This is a genomic window from Thalassotalea euphylliae, assembly GCF_003390375.1.
GTDB lineage: Bacteria > Pseudomonadota > Gammaproteobacteria > Enterobacterales > Alteromonadaceae > Thalassotalea_F > Thalassotalea_F euphylliae_A.
Genome location: NZ_QUOT01000002.1, coordinates 100,346 through 123,688, shown reverse-complemented (window position 1 = coordinate 123,688; position 23,343 = coordinate 100,346). Strand labels below are relative to the sequence as shown.

Here is a 23,343-nt window from a genome sequence, read left to right as displayed (position 1 = left end):
CAGTTGGAGACTGATTATTTAGATAACCATGTTTACGTTTGCTGTTATAAAACATTTCGATGTAATCGAAAATATCTTCCTTAGCTTTTTCTCTATTTTTGTATTTTCTTCGCTTGATCCGTTCACGTTTTAGCAACTGAAAGAAGCTCTCAGCAACAGCATTATCATGGCAGTTACCTCTACGACTCATACTGAGTGATAAATTATGCTCAGCAGCAAATCGTTGCCAGTCATAACCTGTAAATTGGCTGCCTTGATCGGAATGTATAATAACCGTTTGCTTAGGTTTTCTTCGCCATACAGCAGCGAGTAATGCACTTAAGACTAAATCAGTATGCATCATCGATTGCATCGACCAGCCAACGACTTGCCGAGAAAACAAGTCGATAACTACGGCTAAATAGAGAAAGCCTTCGTGCGTATCAATATAAGTGATATCAGTTACCCAAGCTTGATTTGGCTGTACTACATCAAACTGTCGTTTTAACTGGTTATCTGCGACCACAGAAGGCTTAGTGCCATAGTTGCCTTTGCGCTTCTTATAGCCGACTTGAGCTTGAATGCCTGATAACTGCATTAATCGATGAACTCTATTCTTTGAGCAAACTTCACCTAAATCCAACATATCACTTTGAATTTTGCGATAACCGTAAACGCAGCCGCTTTCAAGCCAAGACTGTTTGATTAAACCCGTTAAGCGCTTGTCATCCTTAGCTCGCTTGGATTCTGGCTTTTGCAACCAAGCATGAAAGCCACTGCGGTGAACTTGCAACGCTTGGCACATCAGCTTTATGGGGTATTGGTTGAGCCGAGACTTTATGAACGTGTACTTTTCTTTGACTCGCCCGCAAAGTACACGGCGGCTTCCTTTAATAGATCACGTTCTTGTTGAGTACGCTTTAGTTCTTTCTCAAGCGCTTTAATACGCTTTTCTTGCTCGGATAATTCTTGGTAGTGTTCGCTGTTACTGCCATAGCGTTTTAACCAGATATAAAGACTATTTGTCGAGATATCTAACCGTTCTGCAACGCTTGCAACGGAGTGACCTTTTTCAGTCACTTGCTTAACGGCCTGAACCTTAAATTCTTCGGGAAATCTTTTAGCGCTCATTCATCCTCCTAGGACACAAAGTTTACAACTTATTTGTGTCTAGGAAAATCTGGTCGATTCATTAAGATGAATCAACCATTTGCGTTCTTTTTCGATGCAGACCATTCTGAACTAGGAAGTTATTATGGTCCACCATGTACTTCTAAAATTGTGTCCGCAGCAGAGTCAAGTGCGCAAATTGTGAATACACAGGTCTTAAGAGGCGATATCATGCCTTACTTATTAGCAAATAAAATAAGTGAGGTATCAAAAGGCAAGTCGAAAAGTACAAGTAGTTTTATGGTAAGCCACTCTATGTCGCTTGATAAGGAGCTATACAAACTTATTCTATGTGATTTTTCTGAATCTTTAGATGAGGGTTGGAATACGGTCGATACAGTCAATTTTCCATTCAAAATGGCTAGAACCAATATATGGTGCATTGTACTGACTAGCATTTCTCAAGAGTTGGCAGCCGAAATTGATCAAAAAACTAATACGTACCTCCCATATTTAGGCGCGTGTTTAATTGATACTGGTAACCCTCTCCATTTGAGGTTATTTCAACTTCAGCTAATGGATGGAGCTTTTATTCAAAATAATCAATTCTATTATCGGTCAGATTATATAGATGATTATGAAGAAGATTTATCATCAGCAGAATCATATGGCTCAATGAGTAAACCTATATTGTTGGAACCAGAGAATTTCGTTGCCAAGGCACCCCATTCGATTGAAGCTTCAACCACTTCTATACGGGGGGCTTTATCCATGGCTAGGATTAACGGTAAATCTCAGCCTACCCATAGTCAGAAAGTAGCTCGTGAACTATTAGATTACCTTCAAGGTAACCCTGAAATCGAAGATGTATATTATAAGGTTAACTTTAATCATAAATATGGTGACTTCGTTTGCGAGAAGAATAAAGTTAAAAATTACCTTCTAAATTTAGACCATTCAGATGGCGGTTCTAAAGCTAAATTTTTCATTAATACCTTAGGAATCAAGCGTGAAGACTGGAGGTACCTTGCCGATCAAATATCAGGTGCTATGAAAACAGCGTCAATATTTAGGTTGAAGCACAATAACCACGGTATAAATCATGGAGCTTTAATAGAAATTATAGGGCGAAACAACCGACGGGCTATAATTCAAACGGGTTGGATGGTTAATAGTGGTAGTGCTCCAAGACTTGTTACTGCATACCCCTATAAAGAGCCTTTAGATATACAATTTGATGCAGCACCTCAAAACATATCCCCTATTGGCCTAAAAGGGAATGCTAGGTGGAGTGATATATATCAGCGAACGAATGTTGCAGGAGAGCTAGCCGCTCAAGAGTGTATCCCAACTCCTATGACATTGGCTGAGTACTCTCCTATTTTTGATGGGGCTTGTGGTTTTGCTTGGGTTACTGTTCCAGACGCACGAAAAGGCATGGCTAGGTGGTTAAAAGATAATAATATTGGGCATCGGAATTACAAAAGTGGCTGGGATGTGCCAGCAAATCCGATACCAATACATGAAAATACTTGGGATATGCAGTCAATTGAACCGAAAAAAGCTTACGCTGAAGCTTTTGGAAAAGTGCTAAGAGATAACGGTATTGATTGTAAAGTTTCTAGTCGATTAGACTAGGTGCTTAATAATTTTAGAAAACGATGAGGTGACCTAAGCGCCTGTTGTTGCTGTATAACTTCCAGTAAAATTGGCTTGTTTAAATCTCAAGAAATGCAGGCTTTGTTAGAGTTTCTTCATCTCCTTTAATTTTGAATATGCTTCCATGTATGAATATGAAGTTTGATCTATACCAGAGTTAAATGAGGCATTTTCAACAGATATAAACGAGCAGATTAAAAGTACAATGCCCTTTAACAGCCAGCGAGGAAATTTTTTTTCATTTTGGCTTACGGCAAAGCTTGGATCATTTGAAGCAGTTCTTCCTTGGAAATTCATAAATGATGTAGTGAGGCTTAAATTTTTCAGAATTTTGATTTTATGATTAGGCAGTTTGGCTAAATATTCTCTAAAATTATTTAGGTCTAATTTTTCTTGCTCTTTGGCTAGTACTTTAAGTGTTTTAATACAACTACCTTTAAGTTTTCTTTTATCCTTTAGTGGCCTTGATGCATCTGCAATTAGTCGTTTTACAAGAGTTTTATTTGTAGCTTCGCCACAAAACTCAACCAGCTTTCTTATTTCATCCAAAAGATCTTTACCCACTATAATTGTCTCAAGATCGATATCAAGCTTAACGAGAAAGCTTGTGACACGACGGCTTCGCTTGATTACGGATATAGATAAACCTAATTCTTTAGCAAAAGTGTGACCTTTCCCCTGAAATTAGTACCACTTCTTCAATGAGATAATTCATATTAAGCAGCCCGTTTCGCGAACTCAACAGGTGATAAATAATTCAGTGAGCTATGCGGTCGAACATGGTTGTAGTGCTCACGCCATTTATCGATTAAATGACTCGCTATCCGCTTTCTATCCGAAGGCTTTACCACTTTTTTGAAAGTACATCCTTCATTCCTTCTACTTCAAGCAGCTTTTCCGCTAATAGCCGTTTGAGCTTATTGTTTTCAGCTTCAAGCGCTTTAAGACGTTTTGCTTCATTGACTTCAAGGCCTGCATATTTGCTACGCCAGTTATAAAACGTACCAGTAGATATGCCCATTTCTCGGCAAATATCGTCAACTTTAGTGCCTGCTTCATGCTGTTTGATGGCTCGAATGATTTGTTCTTCGGTGTAACGTTTTTTCATTTTGAGATCTCCACTGTCTCCAGTTTATTGGAAATCTCATCAAAGTCATGGTCTTAATTTCGGGGGAAAGGTCAGCTCGATAGCTGATTTTTTTGAGAACCTTTAAATATGTGATGGGGGCAAGAACGCAAAGTTTTCTCTTAATGGTCATAATTAAAGTTAACGGCAAACTTAATCAAACAAGAGTGCAGCTGTTACCACATAGATTGATGCCCACCTTTTGGTGGGCATTTTTTAATGAAAGTTATTTCTTTTTGGCTTGTTCTTTAAGGACTTCATTTATAAAGCTCTTGCGACCATATTGGCGAGTGATAATACATTTATCTAAATCAAAGCCTCTTGCAGGGCAATATTCTCGGCCATAGTAAATGATTTGAAGGTGAAGGTCGTTCCAACGTTCTTTTGGGAACAGACGTTTTCCATCCCGCTCTGTTTGTTCAACACTTTTGCCATTAGATAAGCCCCAACGATACATCAAACGGTGTATGTGTGTATCAACAGGGAAGGCTGGTACGTTAAAGGCTTGTGCCATTACAACAGATGCTGTTTTGTGACCAACACCAGGCATTGCTTCAAGATCTTTAAAATTCTGCGGTACTTCACCATGATGTTGATTAATGATCATCTCAGAAAGGTGCCAGATACCTTTTGATTTCATCAATGCTCATTTTCACCATGTCATAAGGGTTATCAGCTTTCGCAAATAGTTTCGGCGTGATCTGATTTACACGTTCATCGGTACATTGAGCAGATAATAATACAGCAACTAATAAGGTATATGGATCTTTGTGATCAAGTGGAATAGGAACTTCAGGGTACAGTTCGTCTAAAATTTCGATAATAGCCTGAACTTTTTCTTTTTTAGATACAGGAAGGGGCATATTCAATTTCAACTCAATATTTATCGGCCAAGTCTTATTAGAAACTTGTCTACAACGTCAAAAATATAAGAATTTGGATCTGAACCATCATCTTTCATATGAATAAGGTCTATTAAGTCTTGAGTAGTTAGTGGCAACATTAGCTTTCCATGTTCTCTCATGGCTCCTTCCATTACTTTAAAAGCCGATTCACTGTGTCCATTCTGTGTGATGATAAAGGCTACCCTTCGTAATGCCGTCGTATATAAGTATTTTTCTGTAGTAATGACTTCTTTTTGAGTTATAGGATTTGAATAATTTTTGAATTCAAAAACAACGTATCTACTTTGCAAATCATTCAGAATAAGCGTCCAAACCTCAGAATTTGGCAAAACCCTACAAACTAAATCTCTTCTTGTTAATCCATCTATAGTTTCACTTTGTTCATGCCAACCTGCAAGGTCATTATTAAAAATATGTTTTAGTGCTTGAATACAAACATTTTCATATGCACCAGACATCTTTTGTCCTGTTTCTATACCTAGCAATGCCTCAATAATATATTGGCCTGACTCACATTTGCTATTAGTCTTACTATTCTCAGTACACTCCTTGTATTCTGGTACGAGAATAGATGAATCAATTTCCAAGTGGAGCAAAATTTCCTGAAATAGATCGTGGAAAGGAAGGGCTTTTCTTAATACGTCTTTCACATCCCAAATTTCTAAAGCTGGGGCTATTTCTTTTGCATATGTTTTGAGGGTGTCGTTTAGCTCACAGGATAATATCAATAGGGCATTCTGGGCTTTAAAATGCCCTTTTTTTTCGATAATTGTATCAACTGCTAATTTTAGTTGACTTACACTCGGAGGGTTTTGAGGTCTATATGATTTTACTTCAACAACTGACCAATTCTCACTTTCCTTAAAAATAATATCTATTTCGCATTCATGATCGATGAAATATTCAAATATATAATTAACCTTAATTTTTTCGTAATTTAAAGAGTCAAGTAGTTTGGCAATTAACTTTACAAAATGTTGTTGTGATAAGTGTGAATTAGTCATTTTAAAGTCAGTTTTAGGTCAGCTAGGAGCTTTAATCTTAAATGTGAGGAAAGAAATATACGCTTTTTAAGCAGCTTTATCCTTGAATTCACAGAGGTCTTCAATAATACATGCGCCACACTTTGGTTTTTTGGCTGTGCAGATATAGCGCCCATGTAAAATGAACCAGTGGTGCAGGTCGTACATAAATTCTGTTTTACGAGGTGTATTTTTAATTATGGCTTGCTCTGTTTGTTCAACGGTCTTGCCTTTTGCGTAACCAGTGCGGTTAGCAAGGCGTTGAATATGAGTATCAACCGCTAAAAAGTATCTACCTTCGTTATCTTTTAGCCAGCCAAAAGCTGTGTTCAGCACTACGTTTGCGGTTTTACGACCGACACCCGGCAAGGCTTCCAACGCTTCACGGTTTTCAGGTACTTCGCCGCTATGTAAGTCCACTAACATTTGGCAGGTTTTCATGGTGTTTTCGGCTTTGGTATTAAACAAGCCTATAGTTTTGATGTAGTCCTTAAGTTTTTCTATACCTAAGTCTAAAATGGCTTGTGGCGTGTTTGCCACTGCATAAAGCTTTTCAGTGGCCTTATTAACACCTACATCGGTAGCCTGCGCTGATAGCAATACCGCGATTAGCAGCTCAAAAGGTGTTGAGAAGTTAAGCTCTGTAGTAGGGTGCGGATTGTCATCTCTTAATCGAGTCAGAATTTCCAAGCGTTTTTCTTTGTTCATTTTTCTTATCTTTTCTTGTTTTGACCGTATTTATGAGTAAAGTCACTAGTGTGCCTTGCTAGTTTATGTTTATTCGAATACAGAATCGTAACATTTTAGTAGGTTAATCTACTGCCTAGTCGCTAAATATCGCCTTAAATGGCTATTACTAGCAACTAACCTTTATCCCAATAGTAACTTGGCGTTACCCCTGTATTCTCTCTAAACATATAAGCAAATGCAGACGGGGATTCATAGCCAAGGTCACTCGCGATTGTTGAGATTGCGTCACCATTACTTAGCTTGCTAATGGCAAGTTGTACATTTAGCCGCTGCCGCCAAGCGTTGTAGGTAAGCCCAGTTTCTGCTTTAAAAAGTCGAGACAGTGTTCTACTTGAAGCGCCAACAATTTCTCCCCATCGTTTTAGATCATACCTATTCGATGGGTTGTTTTGGATGATTGAGAGCATGGCAAGAAGTCGCTTATCTTGCGGGTAAGGTAGCTGCAGGCGAACTTTTGGTGCGGTAGCAAGTTTTAATCGAATGAGTGACAGCAATAAATCATCCGCATCATTGTTTTGATAGTCATTGCAGCAGCTTTTTGCCTCTAAAATGAGTGTTTTAAGAAATTGATTAATTTCAAATACACAACACTCGCTTGGAAGGGCATTGCTCGCATCATTGCGAATATAAAAGCTTGTAAGCTCTACTTCAGTAAGCGTTGTGACTTCATGGCTAATGTTGGGGAGCACCCAAACACCTTGCTCGGGCGGCACGATATATCTGTCAGTATCTGTGACAACAGACAAAACACCCTTGTTAGCGTAGATAAATTGTCCCCAGTCATGGCTATGCCTTTTGACGGTTGTGCAGTTGGCGATCGTTCGATTAACGACTTTAACGGGTCTGTCTAAGCTTTGTTCGCTCTCGATAGAGGGAGGAATGGTTGGCATAAATTCGACATATGTGTTCTCAATGTCGTTACCTTACCATTTGATTTACACATTAGCATGAACAACTTCAATCTATAGACGGGGTTAGCATGTTGGACGTGGTTACAATCTTAATGTTATTAGTGCTGGGAAGTATCGTTGGTTTTTTGGCGGGCTTACTTGGCGTCGGAGGTGGCGGGGTATTAGTGCCAGCACTTTCTTATTTCTTGATATGGTCAGGGGTAGGAGGCGACAATCTTATGCATATCGCGCTAGGTACTTCTATGGCTTGTATAATCGTTACGTCATTTTCTAGCCTACGTGCTCACCAGCAAAAAGGAGCGGTTGTCTGGGAAATAGTAAAAGTCATGTCACTTGGCATTGTGTTAGGCACTTTTGCCGCAACATATATCGCATCGCATGTAAATTCGCTTTACCTAGCAATACTGTTTTCATGCTTTATGTTTTGGACGGCGATTCGCATGATGAAAAGTAAGACTCATATAGAAAAACCGCGAACGTTAGACAAAACTAATATGTTTTATGCTGCTAACGGTATTGGAGCGGTATCTGCGTTGGTGTCAATCGGAGGAGGCTCGTTAACTGTCCCTTACTTGATAAAGCACAGTGTTGATGTAAAAAAAGCCATTGGCACGTCAGCTGCGATAGGTTTACCTATTTCAGTTACTGCCACCTTGGGCTATATAATTAACGGTTTGAAAGACGACCTAACAGTGGCTTACACGATAGGGTTTGTGTACTTGCCTGCGGTTATTTTTATATCAATCAGTAGCTTTTTCTTCGCGCCGCTGGGCGCAAAAGCGGCGCACTATTTACCTGTTGGAGTATTGAAGAAAATTTTTGCAGCGTTACTGATTGTACTGAGCATCAAGATGACGCTGCTTTTGCTGTAGATAGTGCCTAAATGTTGAGTAAGCTAGAGTTTTACCTGTATTTTCTTACTTGTGCTTTTTCGCTTGCTCTTTTAGCACTTCGTTAACAAAGCTTTTACGGCCATATTGGCGAGTGATAATACACTTATCTAAATTAAATCCTCTTGCTGGGCAATACTCGCGGCCGTAGTAAATAATCTGTAAGTGCAAGTCGTTCCATTTTTCTTTGGGGAATAGGCGTTTACCGTCGCGCTCTGTTTGCTCTACGCTTTTGCCATTTGATAAGCCCCAACGATACATCAAACGATGAATATGGGTATCAACCGGAAAGGCGGGTACATTGAAGGCCTGTGCCATCACCACTGATGCAGTTTTGTGACCAACGCCTGGCATTGCTTCTAATGCCTTAAAATCTTGTGGTACTTCACCGTGGTGTTGCTCGATAATCATTTGTGACAAGTGCCAAATGCCTTTTGATTTCATTGGTGATAAGCCACACGGTTTGATGATAGCTTTGATTTCATCAATAGTCATTTTCACCATATCGTATGGATTGTCAGCTTTAGCAAAGAGCTTAGGGGTGATTTGATTAACGCGCTCGTCGGTACATTGCGCTGATAACAGCACAGCAACTAAGAGGGTGTAGGGATCTGTGTGATCGAGCGGAATAGGCACTTCGGGGTAAAGTTCATCAAGAATCTCAATGATTGCTTGTACTTTTTCCTTTTTAGAAATTACCTCTTTCTGTGAAATAGGCTCAAGCGCGTCAGTCATAATATCAATTCTCTAGTCTTTTCTGATCTTTCTAGTAATTAGGGAAGAGCAGCAGCTGTGCTTTAGTTTTGGTTTGATAAGAACTCACCTAAGCGCACTGATGCATTGGTTTGTGCCTTGGTTTATGGCATTGTTTTATGCATCGTTTTATGCTTCTGTGAGTTCCATACTGAGAGCTGCTCTAGTCGCGGCTATAGTCGATTTTTAGTCAAAATTAACCCGTACACGCTCAATGTTTTCTTGTTGCTCTGGCGCAGGTTGGCGCGCTGCTGCTTGGCTATCGATATAGTTCTTTAATGCGATTAAAAAGCCCATGCCGATAAAAGCGCCAGGCGGAAGAATGGCCAGTAGAAACTGGCTATCGAGATGCAATACTTCAATACGCAAGCTGGTTGCCCATTCACCAAAGAGTAAATGCGCACCATCAAATAACGTGCCTTGACCAAGCAGCTCTCGCATTGCGCCTAGCACAACAAGTACCGCAGCAAAGCCAAGCCCCATCATTAAGCCGTCAAAGCTCGCTTGCTTGATTGGATTTTTCGAGGCGTATGCTTCAGCACGGCCAATGATCGCACAGTTGGTTACGATTAGCGGTAAGAAAATACCTAGCGATTCGTATATTCCATAAGTAAAAGCGTTCATTAAAAGCTGCACGCAAGTTACGAACGCGGCAATAATAAGCACGAAAATAGGAATACGAATTTCTTTTGGTACCCAGTGGCGAATTGCTGAAACGGTTGCGTTAGAGCCGATTAACACCAATAAAGTTGCGAGCCCTAATCCCAATGCATTGGTAACTGTTGAAGTTACCGCCAATAGTGGACATAAGCCAAGTAGTTGCACAAGGCCAGGGTTGTTTTTCCACAGTCCTTGCCATGCAAGTTCTTTATATTCTTCAGTTAATTTCACTGCTCAACCTCACAGGCATTGGCTTGCTGAAATAGGGTGTCTTTGTGTTGTTCAAAGTAATTCGCGGTTTTTTTCACTGCTTTAACAACAGCGCGAGGTGTAATAGTCGCACCAGTAAATTGGTCAATCATGCCACCGTCTTTTTCAACCGCCCAGCGGCTACTTTCTAGCTCTTCTTTACTGCGGTTGTTGAAGCTAAATATCCAATCACTTTTACGCTCTTCTACTTTATCGCCTAAACCTGGGGTTTCTTGATGTTTAAGCACGCGCACAGCACCAAGCTTGCCATCAACATGCATTGCAACCATCAGGAAAATTTTTCCACTGTAACCATCAGGCGCAACGCTAGTTATGGCAGCAGCAATCGGCTGATCGTTATGCGTGGCGAGATAGGCAAGTTGATCATCTGAGCTGCCAAGTAATGGGTCATTAATACGAACGCAGCGCTGCGACATATCATTGTCGTGGATGTCGTCAGGCACAACGGCATGCAAGGTACTGAGCAATTGTTTTTGTTCTTGTTGTTTTATGCGGTTTTTAGTCAATTCAAAGGTCAGTGAAACCACCGCCGTACAAGCAACGGCGAATAATGCGAGAATTTTGGCATTCTTGGTAATGGCTATTTTCATTGCTTGCCTCCCAACTGATGACCAAAGGTACGTGGGCGAGTGTATACATCAATTAACGGTGCCGCCATATTACAAAGCAATACTGCAAACGCGACAGCGTCTGGGTAGCCACCAAACTTACGGATCAAGAACACCAATAAACCTGCCAGAGCGCCAAACACTATACGGCCTTTAACACTTGTTGCGCCTGAAACTGGGTCAGTAATAATGAAAAATGCGCCGAGCATAGTAGCGCCAGACAACCAGTAAAACATGGTTGATGGGTTAAGATCTGGACTAATTAAATGAGCAATCAGGCTACAAACAAATAAGCTTGCTAGAAAGCTTAACGGAGTAGACAAAGGGATTGCTTTTTTTGCTAGTAGTAATAAACCGCCAGCAAGGAAACCAATGTTTACCCACTCCCAACCTAAGGCAAAGTGTTCACCAAATACCGGAGACTTAGCAGCTTCTGCTAATGTGAAGCCGGTTGCAATCGTCGTTTTTAACGTGTCCAACGGTGTTGCCATGGTGTAACCGTCTATATGCGTGCGCAGCTGTTCTGCTGAATAACCTAGGCTGGTACTTTCAGTGAAGATCATCCATAAGGTGTCAGTAAAACCATATTCAATTGCCATCAGCGGAGCTGGTGGCAGCCATGTGGTCATTTGCACTGGAAATGAAATGAGCAGCATTACATAAGCAGCCATCGCGGGGTTGAACGGGTTGTGCCCTAAGCCACCGTAAAGCTGCTTTACCACAAGAATGGCAAAGGCGGCGCCCAATACCGAAATCCACCATGGGGCGACGGCAGGTAAACAAATGCCCAGCAGTACCGCGGTTAAAATGGCACTGCCATCTAGCAGTTCCGTTTTGATGGGTTTGTCTCGTAACGACAAGACTAAAAATTCGCACACTAACGCGGTAACAATGGCTAAGGCGATATGAATTAAATTACCCCAACCAAAAAAATACCATTGAGCGGCAATACCGGGAATGGTTGCCAAAATCACTAGGCGCATTAACGCCGAAGTTTGTTTTTGTATATGATTATGGGGTGAGCTTGCTATCCAAAATGCCATGGCTTATTTTGACTCTTCTCTTTGTTGCTTCTTTGCTTTGGCTTTGGCAACGGCCGCGGCGATACGTGCTTTTTTCTCGTCAGCAGCACTGCTGGTTGACTCTACCGGCGCCTCTTGTTGTTCGGGCTGAATAACGGCTTCTTCTGTTTCAGTTGTGCTGGTTGAGTTTTCTTTGATGCTTTTGCTATCCGTGTTTTCGCTGTCAGTACTTTCGCTTTCTAATGAAGCTTCACTCTTTGCCTCGCCCTCTGATTTAGCCTCAGTTTTTTGCTGAGCTAGCTTTTTCGCTTTGGCTTTGGCAACAGCATTAGCGATTCTGCGCTTTTTAGCATCGGCTGCATCATCAGAAGCACCTTGCGGCGCTGAATCTTGAGATTGCGCCTGAATATCAGGGTTTTCTTCACTAGCGTCAGCGTGTTTGGCTGCTGGTTCGCGCTTTGAGTCACTGTGTGACTGGTCTGGCGAATCCGGTTCAGCTTTTGTTGCTTGCGCTTGTTTTTTCGCCTTGGCTTTAGCAATAGCGGCAGCAATTTTAGCTTTTTTGTTATCGGCGCTATCAGAATTGCCAGAGCTATCAGCACTGTCTGAAGCAGCTGGCGGCTCTGCGTTTGCTTTAGCATCTTCGCTTGCATTTTCTTGTGCGGTTTTTGCCTTTTTCGCTTTTGCTTTGGCAATAGCTGCGGCGACACGTGCATTCTTTGAAGCCTCTTTGGCTTGCTTATTCTCTGGCTCATGCGAAGCTTCAGTCGATATTGACGGGTTAGTGTCAGTATCCTTTTTACTTTCGGCTTGTTGTGGTTTTTCAGCAGTGCTTTTCTGGTTAGCAGGTGAGTCCCCACTTTCAGCAGCTTTAGCAAGTTTCTTAGCTTTAGTGCGAGCGATTGCCGCAGCAACACGATCATCTTTTGCAGCAGCCGATGTTTCATTACTCTGGTTAGTATCTGCTGCGACACCAGCTTTTTTAGAAGTTTGCTCAGAAGCTTGTTGGGCTTGTGCTGCTTTTTTCGCTTTTGCTCTGGCAATCGCTGCGGCGGCTCTTGATTTCTCTGGGCTCGCGGTTTGCGTAGCTGTTGCCTCTGTCGCAGCCTCGGTTGTACCTTCTGACTGGGCTTTTTTCGCTTTCACGCGGGCAAGTGCTGCGGCCACAGCAGATTTTGCTGACGCACCTTCACCAGAGTCAGCGTTCATCGCCGCTCTTCTTGCTTCCGACGCTTTGCGCTGTTTTTCTTCCCGTGCTTTTTTCTCGCGTTCTAATCGGGCTTTACGCGCTTCGAAACGAGATTTTGCTTTTTCAGCTTTTAAGTCTTGCAGCTCTTGTTGGCGAATTTCTGCTTTTGCAATTCGGTAGTAATGCACCAACGGAATATGGCTTGGGCAAACATAAGCACATGCGCCACAATCAATACAATCAAATAGGTTGAGCGCTTTAAGCTTGCTGTGATCTTTGGCTTTTGCCGACCATTGCAACTCTTGTGGTAGCAGTTTACTTGGGCAAACTTCCGCACATTGGCCACAGCGAATACATTCAACTTCTTTGTTGTTTAAGTTAAGTTCATGGCTGGCGGGCACTAACACACAATTAGATGTTTTCACCACAGGTACCATATCTGTTGGTAGCGTGAAGCCCATCATTGGCCCGCCCATAATAACGGCTTGTTGTGAGCCGTTTACTTTTGCCGGAAGGCATTGGGTAATTAAGTCTTTTACTGGCGTGCCAATGGCAGCCCATACGTTTTGTGGCTTCTCAAGCCCTTGGCCTGAAACCGTAACAACGCGTTTGATTAACGGTGTGTCGTGAATCACAGCTTCGGCAATGGCAAAACAACTAGCAACGTTTTGCATCACAATGCCTTGGTGAATAGGTAAACTACCACTGGCGACTTCTTGGCCTGTCAGCGCTTTGATTAATTGCTTCTCACCGCCGGTAGGGTAGATGGTTGGCAATACACATACTTTAACGTTTTCAAGCTCTGCTGTTGCATTGCGCAGTGCTTCAATTGCTTGCGGTTTGTTGTCTTCAATGCCGATAAGCACCATACGCGGGATTAACAAGTGCTTTAAAATATTAATACCATCGACGATGGTTGCCGTTTGTTCACGCATTAATAAATCGTCAGCCGTAATGTAAGGCTCGCACTCGGCCGCATTGACAATTAAAAAGTCAATATTAGGTTTGCTATCTACTTTAATATGCGTTGGGAAGCCAGCGCCGCCCATGCCGCTAATGCCTGCATTAGCTATTTTCTGGATAATATCAGTGCGTGATAATGAGGTGAAATCTTCACAAACATGACGCTCTCGCCAGCTATCAAGGTTATCTGGCTTTAAGAAAATACAAAGCTCGCTCAGTCCTGAAGGGTGGGCGATGACATGTAAGGCAATTTTTTCGATGGTACCACTGGTTGGCGCATGAATAGGCACTGCCATAGGTGAACTTGGTGAGGTGAGTGGCTCACCTTTAAGCACGTGATCGCCTTCTTTTACTTGAATATCGCCAGGCACACCAATGTGTTGCTGCACTGGAATAATTAACAGCTCTGGCAATTGCAACGGTTTGATCGGCTTATCGGCCGTCAGAAACTTTTGCTCGGGTGGGTGAACACCACCGTGAAACTTCCAGAACTGATTATTTTGGATTCGATTAATAATGTTTTGCACAGAAATACCTAATCAAGCTCTATGACTTTAATTCTAAGACGGGAATAGCGTTTAGATCCCATTGCCAGTTGCGTGTGGTTTGGGCGATAGGGCGCATTTCGATACAGTCAACCGGACATGGCGCAACACAGAGATCGCAGCCCGTACATTCGTCGCTGATAATAGTATGCATCTGCTTGGCTGCTCCGATAATAGCGTCAACCGGACATGCTTGAATACATTTGGTACAGCCAATACAGTCTTCTTCAATAATGAAAGCTACTTTAGGTGTATTGTCTTGCTCGTGGCTAGCATCTAATGGCTCGGGCTCTACGCCCATTAAATCGGCAATTTTTTTGATGGTATCATCACCGCCAGGCGCACATTTATTAATAGCTTCGCCATTGGCAACCGCTTCTGCGTATGGCTTACAGCCTGGGTAACCGCACTGTCCGCACTGAGTTTGAGGCAGCAAGGTGTCTAGTTGTTCAACTAAGGGATCGCCTTCTACTTTAAACTTTACTGAGGCGAAGCCAAGCAATGCGCCAAAGGCAGCAGCGATAAGGCCTAGCACTAATATTGCAATAATCGCTGTCATCAAAATTTCACCAAACCAGTAAAACCCATAAAAGCTAACGACATTAGTCCAGCGGTTATCATTGCGATCGCAGAGCCTTTAAATGGCGTTGGCACATCAGCATCAGCGAGTTTTTCGCGCATCGCAGAAAACATTATTAACACCAGTGAAAAACCAGCTGCGGCGCCAAAACCATAGACAATTGATGACAAAAAGTTGTGTTGTTCTTTAATATTTAACAGGGCAACACCTAACACCGCGCAGTTAGTGGTGATCAGTGGCAGGAAAATACCTAACAATCGGTACAAGTTAGCACTGGTTTTATGCACCACCATTTCGGTAAATTGTACAACAACAGCTATCACTAAAATAAAGGCCATGGTTTCTAGGAACTCTAACCCTAGTGGTGCCAGAATATAAGTGTGTACGAGGTAACTCAGCATAGAGGCCAAAGTCATTACGAATGTAGTCGCAAACGACATGCCGATGGCAGTTTCAGTTTTTGAAGAAACCCCCATAAAAGGACACAAGCCCAAAAACTGAACTAATACGAAGTTGTTCACTAATACTGTGCCGATCAGCAACAGCAGGTAATCAGTCATATAGGAAAAAGTTATCGGATAAATTCGCCATATTATCCGTGTTTATCGTCAAATTAACAACTTATGGATGGTAGGGTTTTTCACTTTTTACTTCTGAAAAGCTCGAGGAAAAACCCCTTTTTGCCACATGAGTGGGATATTACGAAATTTAGATAGGTTTGGGTTTGCCGATGTAAAAGCCTTGGCAACCATCGATAAATAAGCGCTCCAACGTGTGTTTCTCTTCTTGGCTTTCAACACTTTCAGCAAGCACTGTAATACTGAGCCGGTGGGCAAGGTCAACCATTACGCGCAGAAAATATTGGTTGTTTTTATCATCATCAATATCGCGGGTGTAGGTACTGTCCATTTTGATAAAGTCTGGCTTTAAGTCACGGAAGAACTTAAACGAAGTTAAACCAACACCAAATCGCTCAACTGTGACACGTGAACCTGCACGATGAACCAAATCAATAAAACGCTTACTGGTTTTAATGTTTTGTTGCAGACCGAATTCTGTGATTTCAAAAATAATACGAGGTGCGATACTCGCTTCTCGCAACAGTTTACGCTCTAACCAGATCAAGAAGTGCTCATCACTTATCGAGCGCGCACTCACGTTAATACCAAAGCTTTGGTCGACGATATTTTTAGAGATGATCTCATTAATCGCGGTTTCAATGATTAATTTATCTACGGCAGTTATCTTATCGAGCTTTTCGGCCATCGCGATAAAAGATGCGGTTGGTAGCATCTCATCATTTGAATTTAAGAAGCGAGCCAGTACTTCCCCGTACACTTTACTGTTGCGCGTTGTTGGCTGAATCGGTTGAACCAATAAACTGATACGTTGGTTGTCTATCACGTTATCAATTTCTTGGCGCCAATTTTGATTGCCTTGATTGAAGTCAGTATTTTTGAGTGCTTCAGAGTCTTTCTGAATATACCAAGCATTAATGTGTTGGGTTTGCGCAATACTAATGCCTGTATCGACTAGGGCAAGCAATTCACCCAGTGGCTTGGTTTGGTCAAAATAAACAAGGCCAGTGTAAGCAACAGAGTCAAGATCTGCACTTTGTTGGAATTCATTAAAGCGCTGAGTTAAATCGTTAGCAAAGTTTTCCGCCTCTTTTAGCGTGATGTTTGGCAAAATGGTAGCAAAGTCTGAGCTGCTTAGCTTAAACAGTCGGCCTGAGCGGTATGCTGCGACGGCGCTTTGAATTAAGCTAGCGACGTTTTTAATATAATTGTCACCTTCATGGTAACCGTGAATCTGGTTAACGGTCTGTAATTCACTACAACGACTAATGACTAACACCCCAAACTTAGTGGCGCTTTCGGGCTCTCGCAGCGACTCATAATATTGTACAAATCGGTTTCGGTTATCCAAACCAGTTAAGTGGTCAGTATAGGCGTGTTGCTCTAACACTGATGAGGTCGACACTTGCTTTTCTATTAACTGCTTAATTTCAGCTATGCCAGTTTTTAATTCCGGTATTTCAATTAAGTCGTCATAAACCTCAGTGTCATTAGAGGAAATAAGTGATAAATCTTTTTTAATTTGGTGACTAATCGCCGACATGAATTTGCCATTTTTGCGAACACTCATTTGTGCGGCAACAACGACTAATAAAATAATCAGGCCAGTGAGTGAAAAGAGTATTTTAAGTACAAATAACGAGTCTTTTGACGTATTTAATTGGTAGTTAATCATCAAGTCGACGGTGCTTAAGGATACCTTTTGCGCTGGCGGTTGGGTCAGCGGAAAGGTGAAGCCAGGACTTGGGTTGCTGTAACTGTAGATTTTTTCGCCGTCGTAGCTGTTGATGGTTAATTGGCTGTAGTCTTCACTTTTTCTGAGTACATTCGCTAGCTCTTTACTTTTGCCCAATTGCTGGGCGAAAGCACTAATTGCAGCTTGGTGCTGCTCGTGCTTTTGCGTTGTGTACTCGGCCAAAAAAAACACTGAGAGTGCTGTACTTACGATAACAAATACAACGCCCAACAATATATTTCTCGCTAATAATTGAGAAAATGTGTACATGACTTTGCTATGGATCCTGTTGAGAATTGACGCTCTTTACCCTTATTTTATAACATGAATATCGATATAAAACTAACTTGTTGTAAATAATCATGTTATTTAGTTATAAGTGTTAAAAAACCCGACAATTCCCCGTTGTTTACGGCAAACAAATAAAACATCTCTTTTCCCGATTTTAACTTGCTTATATAGTGGGCTAACTATATAATTCCGCGCATCTAATTGAGCGACATGATTGCACTGAGAAGTTTACGTCTGCGTTTACTTTGATCATGAAGCTTTTCATTGATGCTGCTTTATTACAAAGCTGGTGCATCATTGAATACAATGGGCTCAGTGAAATTAAGGCCCCTTTTGTTGGGCCTTTTTTGTTTGTTGCGTTGTTACTATTCAATCGCCGACAAACAACAGCTTTATTTCGCTGGGCTTTATGCCCTTTTTTTATATCTGGAGATTTAGGATTGGCAAAATTCGAGCATAAGCTAACAGACATGCTACGCCCGGCTGTAGAGCAGCTTGGTAAAGAGCTTTTAGGTGTTGAATTTATTAGTGCGGGTAAGCACTCAATTTTACGACTATTTATTGATCATGAAAACGGTATTAACGTTGATGATTGCGCAGAGGTTAGTCGTCAGGTGAGTGCAATTTTGGATGTTGAAGATCCAATTAGCACAGAGTACAACCTAGAAGTATCGTCTCCAGGCTTAGACCGACCGTTATTTGATTTGGCGCACTTTGAAGCCGTTGTTGGTGAAACTGTCGATGTCAAGCTTGGCTTACCGTTAAATGGTCGTCGCAAGTTTAAAGGGGTACTAGAAGCCGTTGAAGCCGAGACACTTGTTGTCGTTGTTGACGGCGAAGCTTTTGAACTGCCATTTAGCAGTGTTGATAAAGCGAACCTAGTCCCACAGTTTTAATTATTGAGTAAGTAGAAGGCTAAAGAACATGAGTAAGGAAGTTTTACTGGTCGTAGATGCCGTATCGAACGAAAAAGCGGTACCTCGCGAGAGCATTTTCCAGGCGATGGAAACTGCGCTAGAAACTGCTACTAAGAAAAAATACGAAGGCGATATTGAAGTACGTGTTTGCATCGATCGCAAAACTGGTGATTTTGACACCTTCCGTCGTTGGTTAATTATCAATGATGCTGAACAAGAAATGGAAAATCCATTTGCTGAAATAAGCTTAGCTGCTGCTCAATTTGAAAACCCAGAATTGAATGTAGGCGACTACGTTGAAGAGCAAATTGAATCAGTAAAGTTTGACCGTATAACGACACAAACTGCTAAGCAAGTTATCGTACAAAAAGTACGTGAAGCAGAGCGTGCGTTAATTGTCGATGCATACCAAGAGCAAGTAGGTGAGCTAATTACCGGTGTTGTTAAAAAAGCAAACCGCGATAGCGTTATTCTAGACTTAGGTAACAATGCTGAAGCGATTGTTTACCGTGATGACATGTTACCACGTGAAGTCTTCCGTCCAGGTGACCGTGTTCGTGGTTTGTTATACGCAATCAAACCTGAAGCTCGTGGTGCACAATTATTTGTAAGTCGCACTAAGCCAGAAATGTTGATTGAACTATTCCGCGTTGAAGTGCCAGAAATTGGCGAAGAAATGTTGGAAATCAAAGGTGCAGCACGCGATCCAGGCTCACGCGCTAAAATTGCAGTAAAAAGCAATGACAAGCGTATCGACCCAGTAGGTGCTTGTGTTGGTATGCGTGGTTCTCGTGTACAAGCTGTATCTGGTGAACTTGGTGGTGAGCGTGTTGACATCGTGTTGTTCGACGACAACCCAGCACAGTTTGTTATCAATGCTATGGCGCCAGCAGAAGTTGCATCAATCATTGTTGATGAAGACAAAGGCACTATGGATATTGCTGTTGAAGAGGGCAACCTTGCAATGGCAATTGGTCGTAACGGTCAAAACATTCGTTTAGCTAGCCAACTAACAGGTTGGGAACTAAACGTGATGACAGTTGACGACATGAACGCTAAGCACCAAGCGGAAAATGACAAAGTATTAAACCTATTCACTGAAAAGCTAGATATCGACGATGAGTTCGCTGGTGTATTAGTGGATGAAGGTTTCACATCGTTAGAAGAAATTGCCTACGTACCTGTCAATGAGCTATTAGAAATTGATGGTATGGACGAAGATATCGTTAACGAATTACGTGAGCGTGCCAAAGGTGCATTAACCACTCAAGCACTAGCAAGCGAAGAATCATTAGAAGGTGCTGAGCCAGCAGAAGACTTATTAGCACTTGAAGGTTTAGATCGTCACTTAGCATTTGTACTTGCAAGCAAGGGTGTAGCAACACTTGAAGATCTTGCAGAGCAAGGTGTTGATGATTTAGTTGAAATTGAAGAACTTGATGAAACCAAAGCAGGTGAGCTAATCATGGCTGCTCGCAACATCTGTTGGTTTAACGAAGAATAGAACGCCGGGGGAATTATTTAAATGGCAGAAGTAACCATATCCGAACTCGCCAGTGAAGTCGGTACGCCGGTTGATACACTAATCAGTCAATTTGCTGAAACAGGTGTTACCAAAACGTCAAACGACACAGTAACCGAGCAAGAAAAAGAAGCGTTATTGACTCACCTGCGCAAGCAACACGGTGACGACAGCGACGCTCAGCCAAGCAAAATGACGCTTAGCCGCAAAAAGAAAACAACACTTTCTGTGGGTAGTGGCTCAAAAGCTAAACAAGTGCAAGTAGAAGTGCGTAAAACACGCACTTACGTGAAGCGCAGTGACTTAGAAGAACAGCAACAAGCTGAAGCGGAAGCTAAAGCTGCTGAAGAAGCGAAGGCACAAGCAGAAGCGGAAGCTAAAGCAGCTGCTGAGGCAGAAGCAAAAGCTAAGGCAGATGCCGAAGCGAAAGCTAAAGTAGAAGCAGAAGAGAAAGCTAAGGCGAAAGCGGAAGCGGACGCTAAAGCAAAAGAAGCGGCACAAGCGAAAGCACAAGAAATTGAAGCGGCAAAAGCTTTAACGCCTGAGCAACAAGCAGAAGCTGATGAAGCAGAGCGTATTCGCAAGCAACAAGAAGCAGAAGCAAAAGCAAAAGCGGAAGAAGAAGCGAAAGCGGCGGCAGAAGCGGCACGTAAACTTGCTGAAGAAAATGAAGCGCGCTGGAAAGCTGAAGAAGAAGAGCGTAAGAAACACGAAAACGACGTGGTTCACGTAACATCTTCAGTATACGCGCAAGAAGCAGAAGATAAAGTTGATGCTGAAGACGAAGGCGGTCGTCGTCGCAAGAAGAAGAAGCCACAAGATAGACCTGTAAGAGCGGGCAAAGGTAAGAAGAAAACCTTATCTGCACCACAAAGCTTAAAACATGGCTTCCAAAAACCAGCTGAAACGAAGCTACAAGATGTTCGCATCGGTGAAACGATTTCAGTTGCTGACCTTGCCAACAAAATGTCGGTAAAAGGCGCTGAAGTTGTTAAAGTGATGTTCAAAATGGGCGCTATGGCGACCATTAACCAAGTGATTGACCAAGAAACAGCCGCGCTTGTTGCTGAAGAAATGGGTCGCAACGTGGTATTAGTGAAAGAGAATGCCCTAGAAGAAGCGGTATTATCTGATCGCGGTGATGCGGGTGAAGCGGAAAAACGTGCACCAGTAGTGACTATCATGGGTCACGTTGACCATGGTAAAACATCACTACTTGACTACATCCGTGAAGCAAAAGTAGCAGCAGGCGAAGCCGGTGGTATTACGCAGCATATTGGTGCTTACCACGTAGATACTGATCAAGGTATGGTCACTTTCCTAGATACTCCGGGTCACGCCGCCTTTACGGCAATGCGTTCTCGTGGTGCAAAAGCTACTGATATCGTAATCATTGTTGTAGCTGCCGATGACGGTGTAATGCCACAAACGATTGAAGCTATTCAGCACGCGAAAGCAGCAGAAGCGCCAATTGTTATCGCTGTTAACAAAATGGATAAAGAAACTGCTGATCCAGATCGCGTTAAAACTGAGCTTTCTCAACACGACATTATCCCAGAAGATTGGGGTGGTGATGTGCAGTTCGTTCACGTTTCAGCGAAAACTGGTCTTGGTATCGACGAGCTATTAGATGCTGTATTGCTTCAAGCTGAAGTATTAGAGCTAACGGCTGTTGTTGATAAAATGGCAAATGGTGTTGTTGTTGAATCTAAGCTTGATAAAGGCCGTGGCCCAGTAGCTACTGTACTTGTTCAAGAAGGTACCTTGAAGCAAGGTGATATCGTACTTTGTGGTTTAGAGTATGGTCGTGTTCGTGCGATGCGCGATGAATTAGGTCGTCAAATCAAATCAGCAGGTCCTTCAATTCCAGTAGAGATTTTAGGTCTTTCTGGTGTACCGCAATCAGGTGACGAAGCAACGGTTGTTAAAGATGAGAAGAAAGCACGTGAAGTTGCGCTTTACCGCCAGGGTAAATTCCGTGACGTGAAACTTGCTCGCCAGCAAAAAGCTAAGCTTGAGAACATGTTCTCAGACATGGCAGAAGGCGATGTTTCTGAAGTTAACGTGGTACTTAAGTCTGACGTTCAAGGTTCACTTGAAGCGATTTCTGATGCGCTCGTGAAGCTATCAACTGACGAAGTTAAAGTGAAAATCATCGGCTCTGGTGTGGGTGGTATCACAGAAACTGACGCATCACTTGCTGCAGCATCAAATGCTATCGTGGTTGGTTTCAACGTTCGTGCCGATGCCTCTGCACGTAAAGTGATTGAAGCGGAAGGCGTTGATTTACGTTACTACAGCGTTATCTACGACTTAATCGATGAAGTGAAACAAGCAATGAGTGGTTTACTTGCGCCAGAATTCAAGCAAGAAATCATTGGTCTTGCTGAAGTACGTGACGTATTCAAATCACCGAAGTTGGGTGCAATCGCAGGTTGTATGGTAACTGAAGGTATCATCAAGCGCAGCGCGCCAATTCGTGTACTACGTGAAAACGTGGTTATCTACGAAGGTGAACTTGAGTCACTACGCCGCTTTAAAGACGACGTACAAGAAGTTCGTAACGGTACAGAATGTGGTATCGGTGTTAAGAACTACAACGACGTTAAAGTCGGTGACCAAATCGAAGTTTTTGAAACAGTTGAAGTTAAACGTAGTTTGTAATTTAACTAAGCTACTCACGTTAATTTCTGCGTTGGAAGTGCTCACATATAGTTATATGCTCCGCGCTTCCGCCTTGAACTTAACGAGATTAGCAATAGTTAAAAATACAAACAGAGCAAAAGTAGACTGTAATTAATTGTTAAATGGGGGCTTTGCCCCCGTTTTTTATCTCAGCTATTCTGTTTTCAATGGCAGTTTCAATAACTGTAGTTTTAGCAACAGAATTGTGAATAGACCGTTGAGAATGGAGAGTTGAGAGTAGACTAGGAGTTTTTATGAGCAGAGATTTTTCTCGTACCGATCGCGTTGCTCAACAAATTCAAAAAGAAGTAGCCACCATTATCCAGCGTGAAGTCAAAGATCCACGTTTAGGTATGGTGACAGTGAATGCCGTTGAAGTAACGCGCGATTTAGCCTACGCCAAAGTATTTGTGACTTTCTTCACCCTTGAAGGGCAAGACGAAGAAGTATCGGTCAAAATTTTAAATGAAGCGGCTAGCTTTATTCGCACCTTGCTTGCCAAGCGCATTAAAGCGCGCATTATGCCAGAGCTTCGCTTTGAATATGATGCATCACTTGTTGAAGGTGTGCGTATGACTAACTTGGTTAACCAAGCAGTTGCTGAAGATCAGCGCCGCGCTGGTGAAGACGCTACTGATGAGCAAAACTCAGACGAAGGTGGGGAAGCATAACC

Annotated in this window: 22 protein-coding genes and 1 pseudogene; 6 read left to right on the top strand and 17 right to left on the bottom strand. The window is 42.3% G+C overall.

Annotation, left to right across the window (positions count from 1 at the left end; genetic code table 11):
• Positions 1-1,110, bottom strand: a protein-coding gene (locus DXX94_RS19095) for an IS3 family transposase (protein ID WP_116018803.1) whose coding sequence is annotated in 2 segments (ribosomal slippage) — positions 1-864 and positions 864-1,110 — 1,111 coding nt annotated over the 2 segments. Because the reading frame shifts where the segments join, the coding sequence is not laid out codon by codon here. This gene is flagged as partial in the annotation.
• 66 nt (positions 1,111-1,176) lie between these two features.
• Between DXX94_RS19095 and DXX94_RS19090 the strand changes: the two genes are divergently transcribed.
• On the top strand, positions 1,177-2,727 hold the full coding sequence (locus tag DXX94_RS19090) for a DUF6883 domain-containing protein (protein WP_116013037.1): 1,551 nt from the start codon (positions 1,177-1,179) through the stop codon (positions 2,725-2,727).
• 105 nt (positions 2,728-2,832) lie between these two features.
• Here the strand turns inward: DXX94_RS19090 and DXX94_RS19085 are convergent, their stop codons facing one another.
• The 8 genes and pseudogenes from DXX94_RS19085 to DXX94_RS19055 form a co-directional block, all read right to left on the bottom strand.
• Entirely contained in the window at positions 2,833-3,312 is a 480-nt protein-coding gene (locus tag DXX94_RS19085) for a hypothetical protein (protein WP_116013038.1), read from the bottom strand.
• Positions 3,313-3,464: 152 nt separating this feature from the next.
• Positions 3,465-3,599 carry an integrase core domain-containing protein gene (locus DXX94_RS19760; RefSeq protein ID WP_116013039.1) on the bottom strand — a complete coding sequence of 45 codons (135 nt, stop codon included), beginning with the start codon at positions 3,597-3,599 and terminating at the stop codon, positions 3,465-3,467.
• Positions 3,599-3,856: pseudogene (locus DXX94_RS19075) on the bottom strand (transposase); the annotation flags it as partial. The gene DXX94_RS19760 and the pseudogene DXX94_RS19075, both read right to left, overlap by 1 nt.
• Positions 3,857-4,100: 244 nt before the next feature.
• Positions 4,101-4,514, bottom strand: a complete 414-nt coding sequence (locus DXX94_RS19070) for an endonuclease III domain-containing protein (RefSeq protein ID WP_374188854.1) — start codon at positions 4,512-4,514, stop codon at positions 4,101-4,103.
• Positions 4,483-4,737: an endonuclease III domain-containing protein gene (locus DXX94_RS19620; protein ID WP_258872248.1), complete on the bottom strand. Its 255-nt coding sequence runs from the start codon at positions 4,735-4,737 to the stop codon at positions 4,483-4,485. The genes DXX94_RS19070 and DXX94_RS19620 overlap by 32 nt, the downstream gene beginning before the upstream one ends.
• 20 nt (positions 4,738-4,757) lie before the next feature.
• Positions 4,758-5,783 carry a restriction endonuclease gene (locus tag DXX94_RS19065; RefSeq protein WP_116018801.1) on the bottom strand — a complete coding sequence of 342 codons (1,026 nt, stop codon included), beginning with the start codon at positions 5,781-5,783 and terminating at the stop codon, positions 4,758-4,760.
• Between the two features lie 66 nt (positions 5,784-5,849).
• Complete coding sequence (nth, locus tag DXX94_RS19060) at positions 5,850-6,509, bottom strand: endonuclease III (protein ID WP_116018799.1); 660 nt, start codon at positions 6,507-6,509, stop codon at positions 5,850-5,852.
• A 155-nt stretch (positions 6,510-6,664) separates the two neighbouring features.
• Positions 6,665-7,441 (bottom strand): AraC family transcriptional regulator, encoded by a 777-nt coding sequence (locus DXX94_RS19055; RefSeq protein ID WP_116018797.1) that lies wholly within the window; start codon positions 7,439-7,441, stop codon positions 6,665-6,667.
• Between the two features lie 89 nt (positions 7,442-7,530).
• Between DXX94_RS19055 and DXX94_RS19050 the strand changes: the two genes are divergently transcribed.
• A complete protein-coding gene (locus DXX94_RS19050; protein WP_181901613.1) occupies positions 7,531-8,334 on the top strand; it encodes a sulfite exporter TauE/SafE family protein in 804 nt (267 codons plus the stop codon).
• A gap of 45 nt (positions 8,335-8,379) precedes the next feature.
• Here DXX94_RS19050 and nth (DXX94_RS19045) read toward each other — a convergent pair whose 3' ends face one another.
• The 8 genes from nth (DXX94_RS19045) to DXX94_RS19010 form a co-directional block, all read right to left on the bottom strand.
• On the bottom strand, positions 8,380-9,087 hold the full coding sequence (nth, locus tag DXX94_RS19045) for an endonuclease III (protein ID WP_181901612.1): 708 nt from the start codon (positions 9,085-9,087) through the stop codon (positions 8,380-8,382).
• Positions 9,088-9,291: 204 nt separating this feature from the next.
• A complete protein-coding gene (locus DXX94_RS19040) occupies positions 9,292-9,996 on the bottom strand; it encodes an electron transport complex subunit E (RefSeq protein ID WP_116000647.1) in 705 nt (234 codons plus the stop codon).
• On the bottom strand, positions 9,993-10,625 hold the full coding sequence (gene rsxG / locus DXX94_RS19035; protein ID WP_116018795.1) for an electron transport complex subunit RsxG: 633 nt from the start codon (positions 10,623-10,625) through the stop codon (positions 9,993-9,995). The genes DXX94_RS19040 and rsxG overlap by 4 nt, the downstream gene beginning before the upstream one ends.
• Complete coding sequence (rsxD, locus tag DXX94_RS19030; RefSeq protein WP_116018793.1) at positions 10,622-11,686, bottom strand: electron transport complex subunit RsxD; 1,065 nt, start codon at positions 11,684-11,686, stop codon at positions 10,622-10,624. Before rsxD ends, rsxG begins: the two co-directional genes overlap by 4 nt.
• 3 nt (positions 11,687-11,689) lie before the next feature.
• Entirely contained in the window at positions 11,690-14,344 is a 2,655-nt protein-coding gene (gene rsxC / locus DXX94_RS19025; RefSeq protein WP_220348268.1) for an electron transport complex subunit RsxC, read from the bottom strand.
• A gap of 19 nt (positions 14,345-14,363) precedes the next feature.
• A complete protein-coding gene (gene rsxB / locus DXX94_RS19020) occupies positions 14,364-14,921 on the bottom strand; it encodes an electron transport complex subunit RsxB (RefSeq protein WP_116018789.1) in 558 nt (185 codons plus the stop codon).
• Complete coding sequence (gene rsxA, locus DXX94_RS19015; protein ID WP_116000642.1) at positions 14,921-15,502, bottom strand: electron transport complex subunit RsxA; 582 nt, start codon at positions 15,500-15,502, stop codon at positions 14,921-14,923. The genes rsxB and rsxA overlap by 1 nt, the downstream gene beginning before the upstream one ends.
• A gap of 148 nt (positions 15,503-15,650) precedes the next feature.
• Positions 15,651-17,525 carry an EAL domain-containing protein gene (locus tag DXX94_RS19010; RefSeq protein ID WP_116018787.1) on the bottom strand — a complete coding sequence of 625 codons (1,875 nt, stop codon included), beginning with the start codon at positions 17,523-17,525 and terminating at the stop codon, positions 15,651-15,653.
• A 461-nt stretch (positions 17,526-17,986) separates the two neighbouring features.
• Here DXX94_RS19010 and rimP point away from each other — a divergent pair, with 461 nt between their 5' ends.
• The 4 genes from rimP (at position 17,987) to rbfA (ending at position 23,341) form a co-directional block, all read left to right on the top strand.
• Positions 17,987-18,442, top strand: a complete 456-nt coding sequence (rimP, locus tag DXX94_RS19005) for a ribosome maturation factor RimP (protein ID WP_116002404.1) — start codon at positions 17,987-17,989, stop codon at positions 18,440-18,442.
• A gap of 28 nt (positions 18,443-18,470) precedes the next feature.
• Positions 18,471-19,967: a transcription termination factor NusA gene (gene nusA, locus DXX94_RS19000; RefSeq protein ID WP_116000640.1), complete on the top strand. Its 1,497-nt coding sequence runs from the start codon at positions 18,471-18,473 to the stop codon at positions 19,965-19,967.
• Positions 19,968-19,988: 21 nt separating this feature from the next.
• A complete protein-coding gene (gene infB, locus DXX94_RS18995; protein ID WP_116018785.1) occupies positions 19,989-22,649 on the top strand; it encodes a translation initiation factor IF-2 in 2,661 nt (886 codons plus the stop codon).
• 275 nt (positions 22,650-22,924) lie between these two features.
• Complete coding sequence (rbfA, locus tag DXX94_RS18990) at positions 22,925-23,341, top strand: 30S ribosome-binding factor RbfA (protein ID WP_116018783.1); 417 nt, start codon at positions 22,925-22,927, stop codon at positions 23,339-23,341.
• Positions 23,342-23,343: the final 2 nt, after the last annotated feature.